Source organism: Curtobacterium sp. PhB191, from assembly GCF_004346515.1.
Taxonomy (GTDB): domain Bacteria; phylum Actinomycetota; class Actinomycetes; order Actinomycetales; family Microbacteriaceae; genus Curtobacterium.
Genome location: NZ_SMBV01000004.1, coordinates 62,229 through 85,100, shown reverse-complemented (window position 1 = coordinate 85,100; position 22,872 = coordinate 62,229). Strand labels below are relative to the sequence as shown.

Below are 22,872 nucleotides of genomic sequence, written 5' to 3'. Positions count from 1 at the left end.
CACGAGCCGGTGCTCGCCGACCTCACGACGCTCGGCGTCGGTGGGGCGGCCGCGCGGCTGCTCACGGCCACGACGACCGACGAGCTCGTTGCCCACACGCGCACCGCATGGGACGACCACGAGTGGCTGGTCCTCGGCGGCGGCAGCAACGTGCTGGTCGCCGACTCCGGCTTCGACGGCACCGTCGTCCTGGTCCGCACCACGGGGGTGGACGCCGACACGGACGCCGACGGCGTCACCGTCCGCGTCGCCGCCGGCGAACCCTGGGACGCGTTCGTCGCCACCACCGTCGCGAACGGCTGGACCGGCCTGGAGGCCCTCAGCGGCATCCCGGGCACCGTCGGCGCCGCCCCCGTGCAGAACATCGGCGCCTACGGGGTCGAGCTCTCCGACGTGCTCACCCGGGTCGAGTTCCTCGATGCGGCCACGGGGGAGCGCACGTGGGTGCCCGCGGCCGAGCTGGCGCTCGGCTACCGCACGTCAACCCTCAAGCACGGACGCCGCGGTGTCGTGCTGACGGTCGAGTTCCGGCTCGGCACGGCGGGGGAGCACGGCGTGCCGGTGCGGTACGCCCAGCTCGCCGGTTCGCTCGGGGTCGACCTCGGTGCCCTCGTGGAACCCACGACGGTCCGTGACGAGGTCCTGCGCCTCCGCGCCTCGAAGGGCATGGTGCTCGACGCCGACGACCGGGACACCTGGAGCGCCGGGTCGTTCTTCACGAACCCGATCGTGTCCGCGGCCTTCGCCGAGACCCTCCCCGCCGACGCGCCACGGTGGCCGGCCGGCGACGACGTCAAGCTCAGCGCCGCCTGGCTCATCGAGCACGCGGGGGTGCACCGTGGCTACGCCGTGCCGGGGTCGCGCGCGGCGATCTCGTCGAAGCACACCCTGGCCCTGACCAACCGTGGCGGCGCGACGGCGGCCCAGGTGGCCGAGCTCGCGCGGTACGTGCAGGTCACGGTCCTGAACCGCTTCGGGGTGTCGCTCGTGCCGGAGCCCGTCGTGGTGGGGGACCTGCTCGACTGAGCGCACGGGCACGGGCACGACCCGGCCACGGGCCTCCCGGAACGCAGAACGGGCCACCTCGACGAGGCGGCCCGTTCTGCGTTCTGCGGGGTGTCGTGGGCGCGGGGACTACGCGAAGAACTCCGCCAGGCGGGCCACACCCTCGGCGATGTCGTCGTCGCCGAGCGCGTACGACAGGCGCAGGTAGCCGGACGGACCGAAGGCCTCGCCCGGGACGACCGCGACCTCGGCGTGCTCGAGGATCAGGTCGGCCAGCTCGAGGGTCGTCGTCGGGGTCGAGCCCGCCCACTCGCGACCGAGCAGTGCGGTGACGTCGGGGTAGACGTAGAAGGCGCCCTGCGGGGTCGGCGTGACGAAGCCCGGGATCGCGTTGAGCCCGGCGACGATGGCCTGGCGACGGCGGTCGAAGGCCTCGCGCATGGCCGCCACCGGCTCCTGCGGCCCGGTGAGCGCGGCGATCGCGGCGCGCTGGGACACGTTCGACACGTTCGACGACAGGTGCGACTGCAGGTTCGACGCGGCCTTGACCGCGTCGGCGGGACCGATGAACCAGCCGACGCGCCAGCCGGTCATCGCGTAGGTCTTCGCGACGCCGTTGACCAGGATCGTGGTGTCGGCGAGGGCCGGCACGGCGTCGAGGATGCCGGTGAAGCGGAGTCCGTCGTACACGAGGTCCTGGTAGATCTCGTCGCTGATCACCCAGATGCCGTGCTCGAGTGCCCACTCGCCGATGGCCGTGGTCTGCTCGGCGGTGTAGACGGCGCCCGTCGGGTTCGACGGCGAGCAGAACAGCAGCGCCTTCGTCTTCGGGGTGCGCGCGGCCTCGAGCTGCTCGACGGTGACGAGGTAGCCCTGGTCGCTGCCGGCGAAGACCTCGACCGGCTCGCCACCGGCCAGGCGGATGGCCTCGGGGTAGGTGGTCCAGTACGGGGCGGGGAGCAGGACCTCGTCGCCGGCGTCGACGATCGTCTGGAACGCCTGGTAGACGGCCTGCTTGCCGCCGTTGGTGACGATCACCCGCGACGGGTCGACGGTGATGCCGGACTCGCGTGCGGTCTTCTCGGCGATGGCCTGCTTCAGCTCCGGCAGACCGGTCGCCGGCGTGTACCGGTGGTTCTTCGGGTCCTGTGCGGCCTCGACCGCGGCGACGACCACGTGGTCGGGCGTGGCGAAGTCGGGCTCGCCGGCGGCGAAGGAGATGACGGGTCGGCCCGCGGCCTTCAGGGCCTTGGCCTTCGCGTCGACCTTGAGCGTCGCGGACTCGGCGATCGCCGCGATGCGGGACGCGATGCGCGGCCGATCGGTCGGCGCGGCGGCGGGGGTTGCGGTGGACTCGGGGCCGGGGGCTGCGGTGCTCACGGGTGCCAGCCTATCGGCGCGGCACGCCGTGGAGGGGGCCAAGTGGACACCGTGTGACGGACTCCCGTACACTCGACCACCGGAACACGATCGGTGACGGACGTGCTCTGAAGGGCGGTGGCTCAATTGGTAGAGCAGCGGTCTCCAAAACCGCAGGTTGCAGGTTCGAGTCCTGTCCGCCCTGCAACTCTGGAAGGGTAGAAGTTGGCGAGCAAAGACATGGAGACGACGGCGGACGACGTCGTCGCCAAGGCGAAGCAGGACCGGGCCGAGCGCCGGGGTCCGATCGCTGCCATCGTGCTCTTCATTCGTCAGGTGATCGGCGAACTGCGCAAGGTCGTGACGCCGACCCGCAAGGAGCTCTTCAGCTACACGCTGGTCGTGCTCGTCTTCGTCGTCGTGATGATGATCCTGGTGTCGATCCTCGACTTCGTGTTCGGTCTCGGCGTCGGGTACGTCTTCGGCAACGGGCCCACGGCCTGACCCGGACGTCGACTGCCGAGTGCGGCAGTCCACTGGAGTACGGTCGCCCGAGACGGTGCCGATCGTGACCAGGACCGTCCGCCATCCCGACCCGCACCACCGAACGGAAAGAATCGACTGTGTCTGACTACTCCCGCGACGACATCGACCTCGCGACGGCTGCCGAGCAGTCCTCCGAGGTCGAGGAGAACCAGGAAGGCGACGTCGAGACCGGCGAGGAGCGCTCCGCCGAGTCCGCCGAGGAGCGCGCGATCTCCGTCGAGTCCGAGGACGACGAGTCCCTCGGCATCGACGAGGAGCTGACGGCACTGCAGGAGTCCAAGGACCCCGAGGCCGACGCCGTCGTCGAGGACGCCCTCGAGATCGACTCCACCGACGAGGCCGAGGCCGCGGTGGAGGCCGTCGAGGACGAGGAAGAGATCGAACTCGAGTCCGAGACCGCCGAAGAGGCGAACGAGACCCTCGCCGCCGACGAAGCGATCGACGCCGAAGACGACGACGCCGAAGAGGCCGAGGTCGACCCGTACGAGGCCTTCAAGGTCGAGCTGCGGATGAAGCCGGGCAAGTGGTACGTCATCCACTCCTACGCGGGCTTCGAGCGCCGCGTGAAGTCGAACATCGAGAACCGCATGGTGTCGATGTCGATGGAGGAGTCGATCTACCAGGTCGAGGTCCCGATGGAGGACGTCGTCGAGATCAAGAACGGGCAGCGCAAGCTGGTCACCCGCGTCCGGATCCCCTCGTACGTGCTCGTCCGCATGGACCTCAACGAGGACTCGTGGTCCGTCGTCCGGCACACCCCCGGTGTCACCGGCTTCGTCGGCAACGCCCACAACCCGACGCCGCTCCGTTTCGACGAGGCGTTCGGCATGCTCAAGTCCCTCGTGCAGGTCGCCGAGGCCGCCCCGACCAAGGGTGGCTCGAAGTCCGGCGGTTCCCTGCAGGCGCAGCCCGCTGCCGAGGTCGACTTCGAGGTCGGCGAGACGATCACCATCAAGGAAGGCTCGTTCGCGGGCCTGCCGGGTTCGATCTCCGAGATCAAGCCGGAGAGCGGCAAGCTCACCGTCCTCGTCTCGCTGTTCGAGCGCGAGACCCCGGTCGAACTCAGCTTCGACCAGGTCACGAAGCTCTAGTCCAGGTCTCCCCATTCGGGTAGACTCATCGAGTTTGGGCCCGCACGCCTCGTGCGTGTGGGCCTTCACCGCGGTCCGGAACGGCCGGACCAGCGGGAGAGTGCACGGATCCCCGTGCGTTCGATTCCAGGAGGAAGACAAGTCATGGCACCGAAGAAGAAGGTCACGGGCCTGATCAAGCTGCAGATCAACGCGGGAGCCGCCAACCCGGCCCCGCCGATCGGTCCGGCACTCGGTCAGCACGGCGTCAACATCATGGAGTTCTGCAAGGCGTACAACGCGGCGACCGAGTCGCAGCGTGGCAACGTCGTGCCGGTCGAGATCACCGTCTACGAGGACCGTTCGTTCACGTTCGTCCTCAAGACCCCGCCGGCCGCTGAGCTCATCAAGAAGGCTGCTGGTGTGCAGAAGGGGTCCGCGACCCCGCACACGGTCAAGGTCGCGAAGATCTCGATGGACCAGGTCCGTCAGATCGCCGAGACCAAGCAGGCCGACCTGAACGCCAACGACATCGAGCAGGCCGCGAAGATCATCGCCGGCACCGCACGCTCGATGGGCATCACGGTCGAGGCCTAAGCACCGATCGGGCTCCGGCCCACACCCAGACACCTTTCCGTGGGAGAGCCGCGCCGGCTCGTCAACCACGTATCTCGCAAGGAGACCACCATGGCGAAGAAGTCCAAGGCCTACGAAGCCGCGGCCGCGAAGATCGAGGCCGACAAGTTCTACACCCCGACCGAGGCAGTCGCCCTGGCCAAGGAGACCGGCTCTGCGAAGACCGACTCCACGGTCGAGGTCGCACTGAAGCTCGGCGTCGACCCGCGCAAGGCGGACCAGATGGTCCGCGGCACGGTCATCCTGCCGCACGGCACGGGCAAGACCGCCCGCGTCATCGTGTTCGCGACGGGTGCAGCGGCCGAGGCCGCGATCGCAGCCGGCGCCGACGAGGTCGGTGGCGACGAGCTCATCGCGAAGGTCGCCGAGGGCTACACGTCCTTCGACTCCGCCGTCGCGACGCCCGAGCTCATGGGCAAGGTCGGTCGTCTCGGCAAGGTGCTCGGCCCGCGTGGCCTCATGCCGAACCCGAAGACCGGCACCGTGACCCCGAACGTGGCGCAGGCCGTCAACGACATCAAGGGCGGCAAGATCGAGTTCCGCGTCGACAAGCACGCCAACGTGCACTTCGTCGTCGGCAAGGCCTCGTTCACGCCGGAGCAGCTCGACGAGAACATCTCGACCGCGCTCGAGGAGATCAACCGCCTCAAGCCGAGCTCCTCGAAGGGCCGTTACGTCATGAAGGGCGCCGTCTCGACGACCTTCGGCCCCGGCATCCCGCTGGACGTCAACAGCATCTGAGTCCACTGACTCCGAGTCACTGACTCGCAGAAGGGCCCGCACCGGCAACGGTGCGGGCCCTTTTCGCGTGCAGGGGCGCGCGTCCCGGTAGCGTGGTCTCGTGCGCACCCTCGTGAACTCGCTCCGGTTGATCGCCGTCATCGCCGTCGTCGTCGCGATCGTCGCCCAGTGGCTCGTCAGCTCGAAGACGGACGTCTACAACCCGTGGAACTTCTTCGGCTACTTCACGATCCAGTCGAACGTCATCATCGCCGTGGCCCTGGCGGTGACCCTCGTCGCCTCGGCCCGCCGCAAGCGTGGGGACCTGCGGGTGAGTCTGCTCCGGGGCGCCGGCACGGTCTACATCGCCACGACCGGGATCGTCTACAACACCCTGCTGACGAACGTCGACGTGTCGGCGAGCGTCCAGTGGTCGAACGACGTGCTGCACAAGGTCATCCCCGCGTACGCGGTCCTCGACTGGCTGCTGTTCTCCGACCGGTCGAAGCTGCTCCTCCGCCACGTCTGGTGGTTCCTGGTCTACCCGGCGGTGTGGACGATCGTCATCCTGATCCGGGGCGCGACCGACGGCTGGGTGCCGTACCCGTTCCTCGACCCCGCGCAGGGGTACGGCGTCGTGGCGATCTACTGCGTCGGCGTGGGCGTCTCGATCGGGTTGCTCGGCGTCCTGGTCGTGGGGATGAGCCGGCTGAGACTCGTCAAGGTCTGAGCTGACGGGCTACGAGCGGAAGTCGCGCAGCTTGTCGAGCACCAGGTCGGCGAGCTGCACGAGTCCGCGGATCTGGTCGTCGTCACGGTCGACCCAGCGGCACTCGGGCTCGTCGGCGACGGGGACGAAGCCGTCGTGGCGCTCCCAGACGAACAGGGTGCGGTCGGCACCGAGCACGTACTGCTGCCACCAGATCTGCCGCAGGTAGTGCCGGGGGATGCTCCGCCAGCCCTTCGCGGTGGTCTTGATCTCGGCGAGCACCACCCGCGAGCCCTGGACACCGACGCCGTCGGGGGTCGCGAGGTGCGCCCGGTTCGCGGCGGCGTGGAACAGGTGCGCCGAGGGCTGGATGCCGTGCGTGGCCGCGACCCAGGCGGCGATGTGGGGCTCGCGGTCCTTGCCGTGCTCGGTGAACGCGTTGCCGGAGAACCGTGAGCCGTAGCGCTTCTCGGTGACGACGGCCTCGACCGCGTGCAGCGAGGCGAGCCGAGCGACGTCGGTCGCGGTGATGCCCGCGGCGCGGGCGCGGAGCCAGGCGAAGCGGTCCGAGGAGTGCGCGACGATCCGCTCGGTGTGGCCGCGCAGGGCGGTGAACGCGTCGCGCCCGGGGACCGCAGCCGGCGTGGCGGAGGCAGACAGCTCCTCCAGTCCGGGGTCCAGGTCGCCCCACAGGGTGGGCTGCACGATCGTCACCCGTCGATTCTCCCCCCGACCACCGGCAAGACCGAATCCGACGCGCTCACGAGGCGCAGCGCACACGTCAGGAGACCAGCTCACGCCCCTCGGCGTAGGCGACCAGCTCGTCGACCCCGGCGGGGGAGAGCGCGTAGCCGATCGCGAGCGCCGCTGCGCCCTGCAGCGCGGCGAGCGACCCCGCACGCGACTGGGCGATGACGAGGTGCTCGGTGGCGAGCGGCATCGACCGCGAGTAGACGACCTCGCGGACGCCGGCGAGCAGGTGCTCACCAGCCTGCGTGATCGAGCCGCCCAGGACGATCACCGACGGGTTCATGAGCGAGACGCACGTGGCGAGCACCTCGCCGATGTCGCGGCCCGCCTGTCGGACGGCGTAGATGGCGTCGAGGTCGGTGCGGTTCACCAGGTCCAGCACGTCGGCGCCAGTGTGGGCGTCGTGCCCCTTCGCACGCAGGGCACGGGCGATCGCCGGACCGGACGCAACCGCCTCGAGGCACCCGGTGTTGCCGCAGTGGCAGGGGACGTCGCCGGCACGGGACACCCGCACGTGGCCGATGTCACCGGCGGTGCCCTGGGCGCCGCGTTGCAGTTCGCCGTCCGACACGATGCCGGACCCGATGCCGGTGGCGACCTTGACGAACAACAGGTGGTCGACGTCGGGCCAGCCGTGCTCCCGTTCGCCGAGGGCCGCGATGTTCACGTCGTTGTCGAGCAGGACGTGCGCCGCGATGTGCTGGCGGAGCCACGACGGCACGTCGAAGCCGTCCCACCCGGGCATGATCGGGGGGTTCGCCGGGCGTCCGGTCGAGAACTCCACCGGACCGGGCACGCCGATGCCGATGGCGATGACGTCCTGTCGGGCGCGGCCGACCTCGTCGAGCAGCTCGTCGATGGTGGCGACCAGCCACGACAGGGTCTCCACCGGGCCGGCGGCGATGTCGATGCGCGCTTCGCGGGTGGCGAGCGGGGCAGCGACCAGGTCCGTGACGGCGACACGGCCGTGCGAGGCGCCGAGGTCGGCGGCGATCACGAGCCGGGCGCGGGGCTTCAGCGCCACCTGGGCCGGCGGCCGTCCTCCGGTGGAGACGGCGGTGTCGACGGGGCCGACGAGACCGACCTCGATGAGGGAGTCCAGGCGCACGCCGATGGTGGAGCGTGCGAGTCCTGTCAGTGCGGCGAGCTCGGCCCGGGTCCGCGGCACGCCGTCGCGGAGGATCTGGAAGAGCTCGCTCGTCCCGACCGGAGGCGACGCTGCCGTCCGAGTCAAGTCGACCATGGGGGGAGTGAAGCACACATCGAACGCGCCACGCAACGAAGTTCGTCGACCTTCCACGAACTTCTGCTTGACCGCCGACAGAAGTGGTCATAGTGTGACGCTCGGTCAGTGACGACCGCACCATCTCGACGAGGAGAACCCCTGGTGACCCAACCGATCTCGGTTCAGCTCTACACCGTCCGCGACGCCCTCTCGGCCGACCTGCCCGGCACGCTCCAGCGCATCGCCGACATCGGCTACACGAACGTCGAGGCCTTCGGCTTCGTCGACAACGCCGACGAACTCGCCGCCGCGCTCCGCGACGCCGGCCTCGCCGCCCCGAGCGGACACGCACGACTGCTGGACGCCGGCGAGCAGGACCTCGAGCGGATCTTCCACGCGAGCGTCACCGTCGGACTCGGCACCCTGATCGACCCGCACATCGACGAGGCCCGCTGGACCACCCGCGAGGACGTCGAGGCCATCGCCCGCGAACTGAGCGCCCTCGCACCCCGCGCGGCCGACCACGGCCTGGTCCTCGGCTACCACAACCACGCGTTCGAGTTCTCGAACCGCATCGACGGCGTCAGCGCCTACGAGGTCTTCGCCGACGCGCTGTCCGACGACGTCGTGCTCGAGCTCGACACCTACTGGGTCAAGGTCGGCGGTGACGACCCGGTGGCGATCATCGGCAAGTACGGCGACAAGATCGAGTTCCTGCACGTCAAGGACGGCGACGGCTCGCACGACGACGACAAGCAGGTCGCCGTCGGCAACGGCATCATGCCGATCCGCGAGATCCTCGCCGCCGCACCCGACGCACTCCACGTCGTCGAGCTCGACGGCCACGAGGGCGACGTCTTCCAGGCGGTCGCCGACTCCTACACGTTCCTCGAGGGGGCCCGCGCATGACCGACACCACGGCGTCCACCGCCCTCGACAGCAGCACCCGGACCGGCCGCGTCGGCGTCGGCGTCATCGGCGCCGGGGTCATCTCCGACCAGTACCTGTCGAACCTCACCGTCTTCCCCGACGTCGAGGTCCGCTTCATCGCCGACATCGACCTGCCGCGCGCAGCCGCCCAGGCCGAGAAGTGGGGCGTCGCCGGGTCGGGCACGGTCGAGGAGCTCCTGGCCGACGACGACATCGAGATCGTCGTCAACCTCACGATCCCGGCCGCCCACGTCGAGGTCGCCCTGCAGGTCCTCGCCGCCGGCAAGCACGTGTGGGGCGAGAAGCCCTACGCCCTCGACCGCGAGAGCGCGACCGAACTCCGTGACGCCGCACGCGCCGCGGGCAAGACCGTCAGCGTCGCACCCGACACCTTCCTCGGTGCCGGCCTGCAGACCGCGCTCCGCACCATCCGCGACGGCCGCATCGGCAAGCCGCTCAACGGCCTGACGCTCTTCCAGAGCCCCGGCCCGGAGTCCTGGCACCCGAGCCCCGAGTTCCTCTTCGCGTACGGTGCGGGCCCCCTGTTCGACATCGGCCCGTACTACATCACCACCCTGGTGCAGACGTTCGGTCCGGTGAAGAAGGTCACGGCGACGGCGTCGAGGTCCCGCGCCACGCGCACGATCGGCTCTGGCCCGAAGGCGGGCACCGAGTTCCCCGTCGACGTCCCGACGAACCACTCCGCACTGATCGAGTTCGAGGACGGCGGGAGCGCGCAGAGCGTCTTCTCGTTCGAGTCGGACCGCGGTCGCACGGGCGTCGTCGAGATCGCGGGCGAGACCGGCACCGTCGTGTTCCCGGACCCGAACAACTTCGACGGCGACACCGAGCTGTACGCGCTCGGTGCCGAGGAGCCCGAGACGATCCCCGCGGTCGGCTCCACCTACTCGCGCGGCACCGGCGTGGTCGACCTCGCCCGCTCGCTCCGCGCAGGCGACGAGAACCGGGTCCCCGGTGCCCTCGCCTTCCACGTCCTCGACGTGATGGTCTCCATCGCCGAGGCGGCAGAACGTGGCGAGGCGGTGCTCGTCGAGAGCACCGTGTCGCCCTCCCAGACCCTCCCAGAGGGTTGGGACCCCGCGGAGCAGACCCTGGCCTGACCGGCCCGGATCCGCCCCGCACACCACAGCAGCACCCGAAGATCCATCCCGCACCACCCCTGCACCATCCCTGCACCATCTCAACGACGAGAAAGTAGAGAGTCATGCGCACTGCCATCCGCGCACTGGCCATCACCGCGGCCGCCGCACTCACCGTGACCGGCCTCGCAGCCTGCTCCTCCGGATCGTCCGGTTCCTCCGGCGACTCCAAGACGCTCACCTACTGGGCGTCCAACCAGGGCACGTCGCTCCAGAACGACAAGGAGGTGCTGACCCCCGTCCTCAAGAAGTTCACGAAGGAGACCGGGATCAAGGTCGACCTCCAGGTCATCGGCTGGAACGACCTGCAGACGAAGATCCAGACCGCCGTCACCTCGGGCCAGGGCCCGGACGTCGTCAACATCGGCAACACCTGGGCCACTTCGCTCCAGGCGACCGGTGCGTTCCAGGAGTACGGCGACTCCGAGATGAAGGCGATCGGCGGTGCCGACAAGTTCGGCAAGGTCGCGCTCTCCACCGGTGGCGCCCCCGGCAAGACCGTCACGAGCGTCCCGCTCTACGGCCTCGCGTACGGCCTGTACTACAACAAGTCCATGTTCAAGGACGCCGGCCTCGAGGCACCGACCACGTGGGAAGACCTCACGGCGGACGCCAAGAAGCTCACGACCGGCGGCAAGTACGGCTTCACCATCGCCGGTGGTTCGTACACCGAGAACTCGCACTTCGCGTTCATCACCTCGGCGCAGAACGGTGGCGAGTGGTTCGACAAGGACGGCAAGCCGACCTTCACCGACAAGGCGAACGTCGACGGCATCAAGCGCTACCTCGACCTGATGCAGTCCGACAAGGTCGTCAACACCTCGAACGCGCAGTACGACAACGGCACGCAGGCCGTCTCGGACTTCGCGAACGGCAAGGCCGCGATGATGTTGACGCAGAACAACGCGAACGCGACGATCACCTCGCAGGGCATGAAGACGGACGAGTTCGGCGTCGTGCCGTTCCCGACCACCGCTGACGGCGCGGACATCGCGTCGTTCCCGGCCGGCATCAACCTGTCGATCTTCAAGAACACGAAGAACAAGGACGGCGCGCTCAAGTTCGTCAAGTACATGACGAGCGCGGACACGCAGACCACGCTCGACAAGCCGTACTCGGCCCTCCCGGTGCTCGCCGCCGCAGCTGACTCGGTCACCGACGAGCAGACGAAGACGTTCCTCGACATCTACAACAACAAGGCCAAGCCCCTCCCGCTTGTCCCCGCCGAGGACCAGTTCGAGTCCACCGTCGGCAAGGCGATGAACGACATGTTCGCCAAGATCGCCACCGGCGGCTCCGTGTCCGACAGCGACATCAAGACCGCGCTGCAGACCGCCCAGGACCAGGTGTCCCAGGCGAACGGCTGATCCAGCCAGGAGGCCCGGGGCGCGTCCGCAAGGACGCCCCCGGGCCTCCACCCCTCGCGTCCACAGCCGGACGCGCCGGGGCAGGTCGTCACCGGCCCCACAGCCCCAGAGCCGGCCATCCGCCGGCAGTGAGCGTCCCGTCTCACGCACGCCGTGCCTCCCGTCCGCTGCCACGGACCGGAGTGCGAAGCACCCGAACCCCCTCCTGCCGAAAGGCCCCCGCCCATGTCCACGACGGTCCTGCCCGATGCGGAGCGCATCGACCTGACGCACACGAAGGGCTCGACGCTGTCGGGCCGTCCGCCAGGTCGCAAGCGCAAGACCAACTGGCTGCCCTACGCGCTCGTCGCGCCGGCCATCCTGTTCGAGCTGCTCATCCACATCGTCCCGATGCTCACCGGCATCTGGATCTCGTTCATCCAGCTCACCAAGTACTTCATCGCCAACTGGGGCGCTGCACCCTTCGCGGGACTGCACAACTACTCGGTCGTCGTCGACTTCGACCAGGCGATCGGCAAGGGCGTCCTGCACTCCTTCCTGATCACCTGCGGCTTCACGGTGCTCGTCGTCGGCCTCTCCTGGACCTTCGGCATGGCCGCCGCGGTCGCACTGCAGAAGCCGTTCAGGGGCCGCGGGCTGTTCCGCACCCTGTTCCTGGTGCCGTACGCGCTGCCGATGTACGCCGGCATCATCACCTGGAAGTTCATGTTCCAGCGTGACTCCGGCGCCGTGAACCACGTCCTGGTCGACCAGTTGCACCTGTTCAACGGCACCGGCCCGTTCTGGCTGATCGGCTCGAACGCCTTCGTCTCCGTCGTCGTCGTGGCGATCTGGAAGACCTGGCCCTTCGCGTTCCTGATGCTGATGGCCGGCCTGCAGTCCGTGCCGAACGACGTGTACGAGGCCGCCTCGGTCGACGGTGCGAAGCCGTTCCGGCAGTGGCGCTCGATCACGCTGCCGATGGTCCGCCCGGTCAACGTGACGCTCGTGCTCGTGATGTTCCTCTGGACCTTCAACGACTTCAACACGCCGTTCGTGCTGTTCGGCTCGACCGCGCAGCCCCCGGCCGCGGACCTGCTGAGCTTCCACATCTACAACGCGTCCTTCATCACCTGGAACTTCGGCTCCGGTGCCGCGATGAGCGTCCTGCTCCTCATCTTCCTGCTCATCGTCACCGGCATCTACCTCGCCGTGACCAACCGGAGGTCCGTCCGTGCGTGAGACATTCGGCGCCAAGTCCTTCAAGGTCGTGACCCTGGTCATCCTGACCCTGTTCACGGTCGTGCCCCTCTACGTGATGATCACCACGGCCATCAAGCCGCTCGGTGACGTGCAGAACGACTTCACGTGGATCCCGACCAACATCACCATCCAGCCGTTCATCGACATGTGGTCGACGGTGCCGCTCGGCAAGTACTTCGTGAACTCGCTCGTGGTCTGCACGGTCGCCACGGTGTTCTCGCTGATCATCGCGACGTTCGCCGCCTACGGTGTCTCGCGCTGGAACTTCAAGGGCAAGAGCACCTTCACCACCGCGGTGCTCTCCACCCAGATGTTCCCCGGCGTGCTGTTCCTGCTCCCGCTGTTCCTCATCTTCACGAACCTCGGGAACTCGCTCGGCATCCAGCTCGTCGGCAGCTGGACCGGCCTGATCATCACGTACCTGACGTTCACGCTCCCGTTCTCGATCTGGATGCTCGCCGGCTACTTCGAGACCATCCCGCGGGAGCTCGACGAGGCCGCGATGGTCGACGGTTCCGGCCCGATGGGTGCCCTGTTCCGGGTCATCCTGCCCTCGGCCCGTCCGGGTCTGGTGGCGGTCGGCATCTACTCGTTCATGACGGCCTGGGGCGAGGTGCTGTTCGCCTCGGTCATGACCAACGGCGACGGGCAGACCCTGGCGGTCGGTCTGCAGCAGTACTCCACGCAGACGAACGTGTACTGGAACCAGATCATGGCCGCGTCCCTGGTCGTGTCCATCCCCGTGGTGATCGCGTTCCTCATCGTGCAGCGCCAGTTCGTGGCCGGCTTGACCGCCGGTGCGGTGAAGTAGGCAGCTGGCTCGACCCCAGCTCCAGCTTCGCGAAAGCGACAGATTCCCGGCGAACATCGCCGGGAATCTGTCGCTTTCGCGTACCGGTCCGTGCCACTGGAACACGACACGGCAGGATGGGGCGCATGAGTGGAGCGCGCGGGCGGCAGCTGCTGCCAGGACAGAGCAGCCGGGTGCACGTGTACGACCTCGAGTCGCGGACATCGCGGCTGGTGTTCGAGTCGAGGACGGTGCTCGTCGAGGCGCCGAACGTGCTCGACGACGGCACCCTGGTGCTGAACGGGAACGGCGACCTGTGGCTGCTGCCGCTCGCCGACGGCGCACAGGTCCTCGACGAGACCGCGCTCGTCCCGGTGCCGATGCCCGGCGTCCCCGAGATCAACAACGACCACGTGCTCGACCCCTCGGGCAAGTCGGTCGTGGTGAGCGGCCGCGACGGGGACCTGTACCGGGTGCCCGTGCCGGCCGGGGGAGCGGCCGCGACCCTCACCGACGTCACCACCGCGCTGCCGGTCGTCCGGAAGTTCTACCTGCACGGCATCGCTCCGGACGGGGAGACCCTCGCGGCGATCGTCGGGGAACGCACCGAGGCGGGCGTCTGGACCACCGACGTCGCACTCGTCGACCCCGCCACCGGCGACCCGACGTTCCTGACCCGCGACGAGCACCCCGACGACGGTGTCTCGTTCGCGGGCGAGATGCTCGTGTGGAACTCGGAGCGGTTCACGCCGGGCACCGCGCAGCTCGTCGCGCTCTGGCCGGGGGCGACCGACCCGGTCCGGATCACGAACGACGACCGGGTGAACTGGTTCCCGCACGTCTCGCCGGACGGGGAGCACCTGCTCTACCTGTCCTACGAGCCGGGCGTGCAGGGCCACCCGGCCGACCACCGCGTGGAACTGCGGCGGCTGCCCGGGGTGCTCGTCCGCGGCGCCCGGATGATGCCGGTGCCGGAGACCCTCGTCGTGCTCGACGGCGGCCAGGGCACGGTCAACGTCCCGCCGTGGTCCCCGGACTCCCGCTGGTTCGTCTACTGCGACTACCCCGTGGCGCCGTAGCCGCCGCGAGTCCACGCGCTGAGCGACAGTCCACGCGCCCGGTGGCCCGTGGACTGTCGCTCAGCGCGAAACGTCGGCGGAGCCCCTCAGACCTCGCGCACCTGCCCCTGCTTGAGGTGCAGGCGACGCTCGGCCCGCTTCGCCACCCACGAGTCGTGCGTGACGATGACGACCGTCAGCCCGCGTTCCTTCCACTGCTTCTCGATGAGCCCCATGATCTCGTCGCGGGTGCCCTCGTCGAGCGCGCCGGTCGGCTCGTCCGCCAGCAGGACGCTCGGGTTCTTCACCAGGGCACGGGCGATCGCCACGCGCTGCTGCTGCCCGCCGGAGAGCTCGGCCGGCAGGTGCTCCATCCGCTCGCCGAGCCCGACCTCGCGGAGCGCCGCCGTGGCCCGCTCGCGGATCTCCGAACGTGCCCGGTTCGCGAGCGACCCCGCGAACGCCGTCTCGACGTTCTCGAGCGCCGTCAGCGTCGGGATGAGGTTGAAGCTCTGGAACACGAAGCCGATCTCCGTCGCCCGCAGGTCGGTCAGCGCACGGTCGCCGAGCTTCGCCACGTCGCGGTCGCCGCCGAGGTGGATCGAGCCGGCCGTCGGCCGGTCGAGCGCCCCGAGCATCTGCAGCAGCGTCGACTTTCCGCCGCCGGTCGGCCCCTGGATCGCCACGAGCTGTCCCTGCGGGATCGTCAGGTCCACGTTCGTCAGGGCGGTGACGGTGCGGTTCTTCTGCTTGTACGTCTTGCTGACGTTGGTCAGCCGGTACATCGGACTGGAGGCGCGGCTCGCCTCTGCCTGGCCGGGTGCGGTGTCGGTGCTGGTCACGGTCACTCCTTCTGGTCGCGTGGTCGGGGTCGGTGCGGGTCCGGCGGTCGGCACCGCGCCGGTGGCGGGGCCGGGCATCAGGCCACGCTCCGCAGTGCCTCGGCCGGACGGAGCTTGCTCGCGCGCCAGCCGCCGAGTGCGCCGGCGATGAGGCCACCGAGGATCGCGAGGCCGATCGCCAGCAGGATGACCTCGACGGTCACCGGGGCGTGCAGCACCACGTCGGTCGTCGACGCGGTGCTCGCGCCGCCGCCGAAGCCGCCGGCCGGGGCGCCGCCCGTCGTGCCGCTGCCCGCGGCCGCGGTCGCCGCGCCACCGGGCATGCCACCGCCGCCACCTGCGCCGCCGCCACCGGTCGTGCTCGAGGCGCTCGCCGAGATGGTCGGGCTGATGATGTTCACCACGAGGATGCCGATCAGGCCGGCTGCTGCGCCGAGGACACCGCCGATGAGGCCCTGCACGAGGGACTCGCCGGCGACCTGCCGGGTGATGCGGCCGTTCGACCAGCCGATGGCCTTGAGGGTGCCGAACTCGCGGGTGCGCCTCGTGACGCCGGAGATCGTGAAGAGGATCGCGATGAGGAACGCCGCCGCCAGCACCACGATCGACAGCCAGGTGCCGAGGTTCGAGACGAGGCTCGACGCGGTGCTCAGCGAACCGGAGACGCTCGACGCCAGGTCGGACTCGGTGGAGACCGTGGCGGTGGTGAGCTTCTGCTGCAGGGCGGTCTTGATCGCGCTGACGTCCGACGACGACTCGGCGGACACGTAGATCGAGGTGACCTTGCCGTCGAGGTCCGCCAGCGCCTGCGCGGTGTCGAGTGGGATGTAGGTGTTCGAGCCCGTGGTCGACGACGAGCCCGTCGAGGTGACGATGCCGATGACCTCGAAGTCGGTGCCGCCGATGTCGACGGTGTCGCCGACCGCCTTCGACTCGCTCTTGGCGTAGGACGCGTCCAGCACGACGACGTCCTCGCCGGCGTCCTTCGCGGTGAAGGTGCGGCCCTTGGTGAGCTCGGTGCTGGTCAGTGGTCCGACGGCGTCTCCGGAGACCGGGATGCCCGTCACGGTGAACGAGTCGACGTTGAACGAGCCGCCGCCGAAGCCGCCGCCGCCCTGGCCGGAGTCGCCGCTCGGCGGGCCCTGCTGGGTGGAGCTGTCCGTGCTGCTGCTGTCCGTGCTGCTGCTGTCGGAGCTGCTGCTGTCGGAGCTGCTGCTGTCCGTGCTGCTGCCGTCGGTCGACTGCTGGACCTGCCCCGAGAACGTGCTGTTCTCGAGGGTCAGGACGCCGGTCGCCGCCTTGACGCCGTCGGTGCCCGTCACGGTCGTGAGGTTCGCTGCGCTGAGCGTGCTCGTGCCGCGGGCGACGGCGAGCCGTGACTGCGACAGGTCGGTCGAACCGCTGCTGTCGCTGTCGTCACCGCTCTGGCTGCCGAAGTCGAAGCTCGGCCGACCGGAGCCCGACGCGCTCGGGGTCGTCGTCTTCGTGACGGTGATGTCGGTGCCGACGCCGTACACGGACTGCAGGACGCTGGACTGGGCCGCCTTCACGCCGCCGGCGATCGAGGACACGATGACCACGAGGGCGATGGCCAACGCCATGCCGATCGCGATGATGACGGTCTGCTTCTTGCGGTTCGTGAGTTCGCGCCTGAGGTACGTCAGGAACATGGTTCTCCTCGGTGGTGGCCGGCTGGGGTCACCGGCCGCGCAGAGCGCACGGCGGGGCCGACGGAGGAGAACGTAGGCAGCCGGTCAGTGGCCGCCCCATCGGCAGCCTATGAGCTGTCTAAGGGGCCCTCAGCTCGCGTCGCCGTACTCCCGGCGCAGGTGCTCCGCGTAGCCGCCGGGCGTCCGGCCGGCGAACCGACCGCTCGTCACCACGGGCAGGTCGACCGTCGCGTCGACGCGGAACCCCATCGCGTGCGCCCGCTCGACGAGCCGGACGTCCTCGTGCTCAGGGACGGGGTCGAACCCGCCGAGCGCCAGGTACGCCGATGCCAGCACGCCGAGGTTCGCGCCGTGCACGTGCCCGAGCGCGGCGCCGGGCGGGTGCGCCTGCGTCCACCGGGCGAGTACGACCGGGTCCAGGTCGTCCGGGTCGGGGACGACGGCGCCGACGAGCACGTGCGCCCCGGAGCGGAGGGCGTCGGCCTGCTGGACCAGCCAGCCCTCCGGCACCCGCGAGTCCGCGTCGGTGTGGGCGAGCCAGCGGGACGCCGGGTCGGCGGGGTGCTGCCGGAGCGCGTGCGTGGCCCCGATGGTCCGCGCCCGACCGACGCCGACGTGGGCGGTCGCGACGACGTCGACGGGGAAGCGCTCGACGACCGTCGCCGTGTCGTCGGTGCAGCCGTCGAGCACGACCGTCACCGAGACCGCCACGTCGGGGTGCTCCCCGCCGAGTCGGGCGCGGGCGGCGAGCAGGGCGTCGAGGCAGGCGGCGATGCGGTCCTCCTCGTCGTGGGCGGGCAGCACGACGTCGATCCGCGTGACGCCGGAGGGCGCGGTCACCGGACGAGCCCCTCGGCCCGTGCGACCGACACGACGCCGGGGCCGGGCAGGACGCTCAGCACGAAGTCCGGTTCGACGTGGCGGACGAGCGCCGGTCGTGGCCACCGTTCCGCGAGCCGGGCGTCCACCGCGTCACCGCTCGACACCGCCTCGTCGTCGGGGTGGCGCCAGTGGCAGGCGACCAGCACGCCGTCGTCGTCGAGCGACGCCAGCACCCGGTCGATCGTCTCGTCGAGGTCTGCGGGGGACAGGTAGTAGCCCACCTCGGACATCACGACGAGGTCCCACCGACCCGTCGGCCACTCGGCGGGCAGCGAGGCCCGCACGAACCGGGCCCCCGGCGCACGGACGGCAGCCCGGTCCAGCGGCGCTGCCGAGATGTCGGTGCCGAGCACGGCGTCGGCCCGTTCGGCGAGCGCTGCAGTGAGGACGCCCGTGGCGCAGCCGAGCTCGAGCGCGGACCGGTACCGCTCGCGGGGGAGCGCGGCGAGCGTCACCGCCCGCTTGCGGTGTTCGTACCAGGAGCGCTCGAAGTCCCAGCCCTCCGGCTTCCGCTCGTAGTGCGCGTCGAACGACTCCCGCGAGCGCGACGCCGTCGGCTCGGGCGCGAAGAACCACTCGGCCGACCGCAGGTGGTGCGCGGCGTGCCGGTCGTCGATGATCGCCTCGTCCCCGGCGGCTCCGGACAGCGGGCGGATCTGCGAGGCGTAGGCGTCGAGGGCGGCGCGCTTCCGCCCCCGAACGGCGTCGGCCAACGGCAGGACCCGGGCTCGGTCCCACGGCTGTGCGGACGCGGACGGTTCGTCCCAGTGCCACGCCCAGATCGGGTACGTCAGCAGCGACACCCCGGTGGCATCGGCGGTCACCGCTTCGGCGACCTCACCAGCGATGCGGTGGTCCCGGTGACCGTCCCCGCGCCACGGCGCCACCACGAGCGTCGGCCGCGCGGCGTCGTCGAGCGCTCGCCGCAGGGCGTCGGTGACCTCGTCCCGGTGCTCCCGCGTCCCGCCGTCAGGGATCCCGACCGACGACGCCGTCGCCCCGGGGTGCAGCGTGGCGAGGGCCCGGACGAACTCGTCGTCGCGCACGGCCGCCAGCTCCGGCGCCGTCGTGGTGGGGGAGTCCGGGTGCGAGCGCTCGCCGCGGGTGAGGAGCACGACGTGGGTGGGGAGTCCCGCATCGGCTGCGGTCGCGATGAGCCCGCCGGCACCGAGGGTCTCGTCGTCGGGGTGCGGCGCGAGGACCACCACGGAGCCGATGCCGTCCAGGTCGAGGGGCGTGGCCGACCGCGTGTCGAGGAACGGTGTCCACACCGCGGGGTCGGTGCCCGGCTCGCGGTGGTCGAAGCTCACCACGCGACACCGCCGCGCTCCGTCACGATGCGGCCGATCCGGGCGAGGTCGCGGGCCCCGTGGTCCTGCAGCACGTAGAGCTCGAGGTCGGCGACCCGTGCCGCGACCGCGGGATCCGAGGTCAGGGGAGCCGGGCCGACGGTGGCGACGACCCGCTCGCGCACGGCGTCCACCGCTCGGCGCACCCGGGAGCGCACCGTCTGGGCGAGCAGCGGCCAGTCGACCTCCGCGGCGTCGGGCTCCTCGGAGCGGTCGATCCGGGCGGCGGCGTCGGCGAGGGCGTCCTCGGCGTCCGCGAGGTCGAGCACGGTCGCACCGAGCGCGGCCTGCAGCAGTTCGGACTCCGGGTGGGCCGCGGCCAGCGCGCGCAGGACCCGGCCGAGGCCCACCGCACCGCCCCACCAGCACGCGGCGACGCCGATGCCGCCCCACGCGAAGCCCGGTCGCTGCAGGTACCAGCCGGGTGCGCCGACGAGCCGTGCCGTGGCGCCGTCGAAGTCCACCGGGCCGCTCGGCACGTCGGGCATGCCCCGGGCGACCCAGGCCTCGTCGTGCGCGGTGACGCTGTCCTGCCGCAGGTCCACGGCGACGAGGACACGGTCGTCGCCGGCGTGCGCGGTCACCAGCGCGTGCGACAGCGTCGACGCGAGGGAGCACCACGGCTTCGTGCCGGTCAGGATCGCCGTGCCGTCGTCCTGGAGCGCGGCCTCGAGGCGGAGTCCCGGGCCCTCGGCAGCGAAGACGCCCCAGGTCGAGTCGGCGGGGACCGGCACGTCGGCCTGCTGCAGGATGCCGAGCGCGTCGAGGTGCGGCTCGACGGTGCGGGCGGTCGCGACGTCGCCCGCGGCGACGGCGGCGAGCGTGGCGAGGAAGCCGCCGGCGGTCCCCGCGGACAGGAGCGGGGTGGTGGCGGCGAGCGTGCGCGCGGCCGTCAGACGGTCTGCCGGGCTCGAGCCGGGCCTCCCGGCCGTCTCCTCGATCCCCGCGGTGTCGACGTGCCTGGCGGACGGTGGCCAAGCGGAGGATCGCAGCATCCCCCCAACCTACGAAGGAGCGGCCGAGTGCACTCGGAGCGATCCACAGAGCGCGGAGGGGCGGTCCACAGACAGCTCATAGGAATTCCTCGATACTCGAAGACGTGACCATCTCCCAGCCTGCAGCAGCCCCGCGCCTCACGCGTGCCGACGGAACCCCGTTGCGCATCCTGGTCGTCGACGACGAAGCCAGCCTCACCGACCTGTTGTCCATGGCGCTCCGCTACGAGGGCTGGGACGTGAAGAGCGCGAACGGCGGGCAGGACGCCCTGACGACGGCGCGGGAGTTCAAGCCCGACGCGATGGTGCTCGACGTGATGATGCCGGACCTCGACGGCCTGCAGGTGCTCAGCCGGCTGCGGCAGAACAACGACGACACCCCGGTGCTGTTCCTCACCGCGAAGGACTCGGTCGAGGACCGCGTGACCGGGCTCACCGCCGGCGGCGACGACTACGTCACCAAGCCGTTCTCCCTCGAGGAGGTCGTGGCGCGACTCCGGGGCCTCATCCGCCGCTCGCAGATCGCGATCTCCGAGGCCGGCGACTCCCGCATCGTCGTCGGCGACCTGGTGCTCGACGAGGAGTCGTACGAGGTGCACCGTGCTGGCCGGCCGATCGAGCTGACCGCCACCGAGTTCGAGCTCCTCCGCTTCCTGATGCGCAACCCCCGTCGCGTGCTGTCGAAGGCGCAGATCCTGGACCGCGTGTGGTCGTACGACTTCGGCGGCAAGTCCTCGGTCGTCGAGATCTACATCTCCTACCTGCGCAAGAAGATCGACGCCGGTGAGACCCCGATGATCCACACGGTGCGCGGCGTCGGGTACGTCATCAAGCCCACCTCGTGACCCTCCGGCGCCGGCTCGTCCTGAGCATCGTCGCCCTCGTCGTCGCCGTCAGCGCGGTGATCGGGGCGGTGAGCATCATCGCGCTCTCCTCGATCCAGACCGGTGCGATCGACAAGCAGATCACCAGCGCCACCCACCGTGCGCAGCGCTACCTCGAGCAGAACCAGAGCGGGCAGCCGAGCATCGACCTGTCCCGTCCGTCGGGGCAGGCCGCGGGGACCCTGACCGCCTACTTCGTGGACGGGCAGGTCGTCATCGCGAACGTCCTCGACGACTACGGGCGACCGAGCTCCATCACGCAGTCGAGTGCCGCGGCCCTCGGCCAGGTGCGCGTGGGCGGCGACCCGGAGACCGTCGACCTCGGCTCGGACATCGGGCGCTACCGGCTCACCGCCGTCACCGTCGGTCCCGCCGTCCTGGTCGTCGGACTGCCGATGGCCCCGGTCTACGCCAGCGTCTGGTCGCTGTTCTGGGTGGTCGTCATCGTCGTCGGCACCGCGCTGCTCGCCGCGTCGATCGTCGCCGCCGTCGTGGTCCGGCGTTCGCTCCGCCCGCTCGAGCGCGTCGCCGAGACCGCCTCGACCGTGGCCCGGATGCCCCTCGACCGCAGTGACGCCCTGGACGGCGTCCGCGTGCCCGACACCGACCCCCGCACCGAGGTGGGCCGGGTCGGCAGCGCCTTCAACCGGATGCTCGGGCACATCGGCAGCGCGATGCAGGCCCGGGAACGGTCCGAACAGAAGGTCCGGCAGTTCGTCGCCGACGCCTCGCACGAGCTCCGCACCCCGCTCGCCTCGGTGCGCGGGTACGCCGAGCTCACCCGTCGGATGGGCGGTGACCTGCCGAAGGACGTCGTCTACGCCATGAGCCGCATCGAGTCCGAGTCGATCCGGATGACGTCGATGGTCGAGGACCTGCTGCTCCTCGCCCGCCTCGACGAGGGGCGCGAGATCCAGTTCGACGAGGTCGACCTGACCGGGCTCGTGCTCGACGCCGTGAACGACGCGCACGCCGCATCGCCGGAGCACGTCATCGAGATCGACGTGCCGTCGTCGCCCGTCGTGGTCGTGGGGGACGCCGCGCGCCTGCACCAGGTCATCGTGAACCTCGTCACGAACGCCAGGACCCACACCCCTGAGGGCACGCGCATCACCGTGGGCCTCGCGCCGTCGCCGTCGGGCCCCGGTGTCGACCTGACCGTGCGGGACACCGGGCAGGGCATCGACCCGGAGTTCCTGCCAAAGCTGTTCGAGCGGTTCGCCCGTGCCGACAGCTCCCGGTCGCGCACCGTGGGGTCGACCGGGCTCGGGCTCGCGATCGTGGACGCGGTCGTGCAGGCGCACGGCGGCAGCGTCGAGGTGGCGAGCGTGCCGGGCGACACCGTGTTCACGGTGCACCTGCCGGTGGACCCGTCGGCCGCGTCGGAGTCGGCCGCGTCGGCCGCGTCGGCCGCTGCTGCGGTGTCCGCTGATTGGTCGGGGACGCCCGCTGCGGTGGACGCGACCCACTGACGCTGGGGAGGCGCGGGGCGGGCCCGCACCGCGCCTCCCGTCCCGTGTTTGGTGACGCCCACGGCGTCTGGTACAGTTCTCGAAGCCAAAGACCGCCGGATGTCGTGCTGCTCGCAGCGTGATCGAAGGTCCTCACTCGTGAGGCATCCCGCGCAGGTGTTCCGAACCACTCCCACCATCTGGTGAGAGCAGCTCCGAGCCTCTGCGCCGG

22 protein-coding genes and 1 tRNA gene are annotated in these 22,872 nt (G+C 70.4%); 15 read left to right on the top strand and 8 right to left on the bottom strand.

The window, feature by feature from the left end; genetic code table 11:
• Positions 1 to 9: 9 nt before the first annotated feature.
• Complete coding sequence (locus EDF48_RS08105) at positions 10 to 1,026, top strand: UDP-N-acetylmuramate dehydrogenase (protein ID WP_243692435.1); 1,017 nt, start codon at positions 10 to 12, stop codon at positions 1,024 to 1,026.
• A 108-nt stretch (positions 1,027 to 1,134) separates the two neighbouring features.
• Here EDF48_RS08105 and EDF48_RS08100 read toward each other — a convergent pair whose 3' ends face one another.
• Positions 1,135 to 2,316, bottom strand: coding sequence for a pyridoxal phosphate-dependent aminotransferase (locus EDF48_RS08100; protein ID WP_131879556.1), 1,182 nt, complete (start codon positions 2,314 to 2,316; stop codon positions 1,135 to 1,137).
• Between the two features lie 180 nt (positions 2,317 to 2,496).
• On the opposite strand from EDF48_RS08100, the gene EDF48_RS08095 reads away from it, so the two are divergent.
• From EDF48_RS08095 to EDF48_RS08070, 6 genes are all read left to right on the top strand, one after another.
• Positions 2,497 to 2,569 (top strand) — tRNA-Trp (locus EDF48_RS08095).
• Between the two features lie 20 nt (positions 2,570 to 2,589).
• Positions 2,590 to 2,868 carry a preprotein translocase subunit SecE gene (gene secE, locus EDF48_RS08090; protein ID WP_111084262.1) on the top strand — a complete coding sequence of 93 codons (279 nt, stop codon included), beginning with the start codon at positions 2,590 to 2,592 and terminating at the stop codon, positions 2,866 to 2,868.
• A gap of 119 nt (positions 2,869 to 2,987) precedes the next feature.
• On the top strand, positions 2,988 to 4,001 hold the full coding sequence (gene nusG / locus EDF48_RS08085) for a transcription termination/antitermination protein NusG (protein WP_123672358.1): 1,014 nt from the start codon (positions 2,988 to 2,990) through the stop codon (positions 3,999 to 4,001).
• Between the two features lie 144 nt (positions 4,002 to 4,145).
• Positions 4,146 to 4,577, top strand: coding sequence for a 50S ribosomal protein L11 (rplK, locus tag EDF48_RS08080; RefSeq protein WP_022906459.1), 432 nt, complete (start codon positions 4,146 to 4,148; stop codon positions 4,575 to 4,577).
• 90 nt (positions 4,578 to 4,667) lie between these two features.
• Positions 4,668 to 5,357: a 50S ribosomal protein L1 gene (rplA, locus tag EDF48_RS08075; RefSeq protein WP_123292110.1), complete on the top strand. Its 690-nt coding sequence runs from the start codon at positions 4,668 to 4,670 to the stop codon at positions 5,355 to 5,357.
• 100 nt (positions 5,358 to 5,457) lie between these two features.
• The gene (locus EDF48_RS08070) at positions 5,458 to 6,066 is read left to right on the top strand and encodes a Pr6Pr family membrane protein (protein ID WP_123292111.1); all 609 of its coding nucleotides are present in this window, start codon (positions 5,458 to 5,460) and stop codon (positions 6,064 to 6,066) included.
• Between the two features lie 9 nt (positions 6,067 to 6,075).
• Here EDF48_RS08070 and EDF48_RS08065 read toward each other — a convergent pair whose 3' ends face one another.
• On the bottom strand, positions 6,076 to 6,759 hold the full coding sequence (locus EDF48_RS08065) for a YqaJ viral recombinase family protein (RefSeq protein ID WP_123938623.1): 684 nt from the start codon (positions 6,757 to 6,759) through the stop codon (positions 6,076 to 6,078).
• Between the two features lie 67 nt (positions 6,760 to 6,826).
• Positions 6,827 to 8,038: an ROK family protein gene (locus tag EDF48_RS08060; protein WP_207913236.1), complete on the bottom strand. Its 1,212-nt coding sequence runs from the start codon at positions 8,036 to 8,038 to the stop codon at positions 6,827 to 6,829.
• A gap of 144 nt (positions 8,039 to 8,182) precedes the next feature.
• Between EDF48_RS08060 and EDF48_RS08055 the strand changes: the two genes are divergently transcribed.
• The 6 genes from EDF48_RS08055 to EDF48_RS08030 all read left to right on the top strand — a co-directional run bounded on the left by EDF48_RS08055 (position 8,183) and on the right by EDF48_RS08030 (position 14,588).
• A complete protein-coding gene (locus EDF48_RS08055) occupies positions 8,183 to 8,929 on the top strand; it encodes a sugar phosphate isomerase/epimerase (RefSeq protein WP_111084257.1) in 747 nt (248 codons plus the stop codon).
• Positions 8,926 to 10,071 carry a Gfo/Idh/MocA family oxidoreductase gene (locus EDF48_RS08050; protein ID WP_131879285.1) on the top strand — a complete coding sequence of 382 codons (1,146 nt, stop codon included), beginning with the start codon at positions 8,926 to 8,928 and terminating at the stop codon, positions 10,069 to 10,071. The genes EDF48_RS08055 and EDF48_RS08050 overlap by 4 nt, the downstream gene beginning before the upstream one ends.
• Before the next feature lie 104 nt (positions 10,072 to 10,175).
• Positions 10,176 to 11,477, top strand: coding sequence for a sugar ABC transporter substrate-binding protein (locus EDF48_RS08045; RefSeq protein WP_123938625.1), 1,302 nt, complete (start codon positions 10,176 to 10,178; stop codon positions 11,475 to 11,477).
• A 225-nt stretch (positions 11,478 to 11,702) separates the two neighbouring features.
• On the top strand, positions 11,703 to 12,698 hold the full coding sequence (locus tag EDF48_RS08040; RefSeq protein WP_111084254.1) for a sugar ABC transporter permease: 996 nt from the start codon (positions 11,703 to 11,705) through the stop codon (positions 12,696 to 12,698).
• A complete protein-coding gene (locus tag EDF48_RS08035; protein WP_111084253.1) occupies positions 12,691 to 13,530 on the top strand; it encodes a carbohydrate ABC transporter permease in 840 nt (279 codons plus the stop codon). The genes EDF48_RS08040 and EDF48_RS08035 overlap by 8 nt, the downstream gene beginning before the upstream one ends.
• Positions 13,531 to 13,655: 125 nt before the next feature.
• Entirely contained in the window at positions 13,656 to 14,588 is a 933-nt protein-coding gene (locus EDF48_RS08030) for a hypothetical protein (RefSeq protein WP_131879283.1), read from the top strand.
• A gap of 86 nt (positions 14,589 to 14,674) precedes the next feature.
• Here EDF48_RS08030 and EDF48_RS08025 read toward each other — a convergent pair whose 3' ends face one another.
• The 5 genes from EDF48_RS08025 to EDF48_RS08005 form a co-directional block, all read right to left on the bottom strand.
• On the bottom strand, positions 14,675 to 15,352 hold the full coding sequence (locus EDF48_RS08025) for an ABC transporter ATP-binding protein (protein WP_111084468.1): 678 nt from the start codon (positions 15,350 to 15,352) through the stop codon (positions 14,675 to 14,677).
• Between the two features lie 134 nt (positions 15,353 to 15,486).
• The gene (locus tag EDF48_RS08020; protein ID WP_131879281.1) at positions 15,487 to 17,079 is read right to left on the bottom strand and encodes an ABC transporter permease; all 1,593 of its coding nucleotides are present in this window, start codon (positions 17,077 to 17,079) and stop codon (positions 15,487 to 15,489) included.
• A gap of 129 nt (positions 17,080 to 17,208) precedes the next feature.
• Positions 17,209 to 17,919 carry a glycosyltransferase gene (locus tag EDF48_RS08015; RefSeq protein ID WP_243698065.1) on the bottom strand — a complete coding sequence of 237 codons (711 nt, stop codon included), beginning with the start codon at positions 17,917 to 17,919 and terminating at the stop codon, positions 17,209 to 17,211.
• Positions 17,916 to 19,271, bottom strand: a complete 1,356-nt coding sequence (locus tag EDF48_RS08010) for a bifunctional PIG-L family deacetylase/class I SAM-dependent methyltransferase (RefSeq protein ID WP_243698064.1) — start codon at positions 19,269 to 19,271, stop codon at positions 17,916 to 17,918. The genes EDF48_RS08015 and EDF48_RS08010 overlap by 4 nt, the downstream gene beginning before the upstream one ends.
• Positions 19,268 to 20,305 carry an acyl-CoA/acyl-ACP dehydrogenase gene (locus EDF48_RS08005; protein WP_131879275.1) on the bottom strand — a complete coding sequence of 346 codons (1,038 nt, stop codon included), beginning with the start codon at positions 20,303 to 20,305 and terminating at the stop codon, positions 19,268 to 19,270. The genes EDF48_RS08010 and EDF48_RS08005 overlap by 4 nt, the downstream gene beginning before the upstream one ends.
• 104 nt (positions 20,306 to 20,409) lie before the next feature.
• On the opposite strand from EDF48_RS08005, the gene EDF48_RS08000 reads away from it, so the two are divergent.
• Positions 20,410 to 21,150: a response regulator transcription factor gene (locus EDF48_RS08000; RefSeq protein WP_131879273.1), complete on the top strand. Its 741-nt coding sequence runs from the start codon at positions 20,410 to 20,412 to the stop codon at positions 21,148 to 21,150.
• A complete protein-coding gene (locus EDF48_RS07995) occupies positions 21,147 to 22,661 on the top strand; it encodes a HAMP domain-containing sensor histidine kinase (protein WP_131879271.1) in 1,515 nt (504 codons plus the stop codon). Before EDF48_RS08000 ends, EDF48_RS07995 begins: the two co-directional genes overlap by 4 nt.
• Positions 22,662 to 22,872: the final 211 nt, after the last annotated feature.

Bases quoted from the DNA above. Each gene is read 5' to 3' on its own strand.
- rplK (WP_022906459.1), top strand. From the start codon at position 4,146: ATGGCACCGAAGAAGAAGGTCACGGGCCTGATCAAGCTGCAGATCAAC.
- rplA (WP_123292110.1), top strand. From the start codon at position 4,668: ATGGCGAAGAAGTCCAAGGCCTACGAAGCCGCGGCCGCGAAGATCGAG.
- EDF48_RS08060 (WP_207913236.1), bottom strand. From the start codon at position 8,038: ATGGTCGACTTGACTCGGACGGCAGCGTCGCCTCCGGTCGGGACGAGC.
- EDF48_RS08050 (WP_131879285.1), top strand. From the start codon at position 8,926: ATGACCGACACCACGGCGTCCACCGCCCTCGACAGCAGCACCCGGACC.
- EDF48_RS08045 (WP_123938625.1), top strand. From the start codon at position 10,176: ATGCGCACTGCCATCCGCGCACTGGCCATCACCGCGGCCGCCGCACTC.
- EDF48_RS08040 (WP_111084254.1), top strand. From the start codon at position 11,703: ATGTCCACGACGGTCCTGCCCGATGCGGAGCGCATCGACCTGACGCAC.
- EDF48_RS08030 (WP_131879283.1), top strand. From the start codon at position 13,656: ATGAGTGGAGCGCGCGGGCGGCAGCTGCTGCCAGGACAGAGCAGCCGG.
- EDF48_RS08025 (WP_111084468.1), bottom strand. From the start codon at position 15,352: ATGTACCGGCTGACCAACGTCAGCAAGACGTACAAGCAGAAGAACCGC.
- EDF48_RS08020 (WP_131879281.1), bottom strand. From the start codon at position 17,079: ATGTTCCTGACGTACCTCAGGCGCGAACTCACGAACCGCAAGAAGCAG.
- EDF48_RS08005 (WP_131879275.1), bottom strand. From the start codon at position 20,305: ATGCTGCGATCCTCCGCTTGGCCACCGTCCGCCAGGCACGTCGACACC.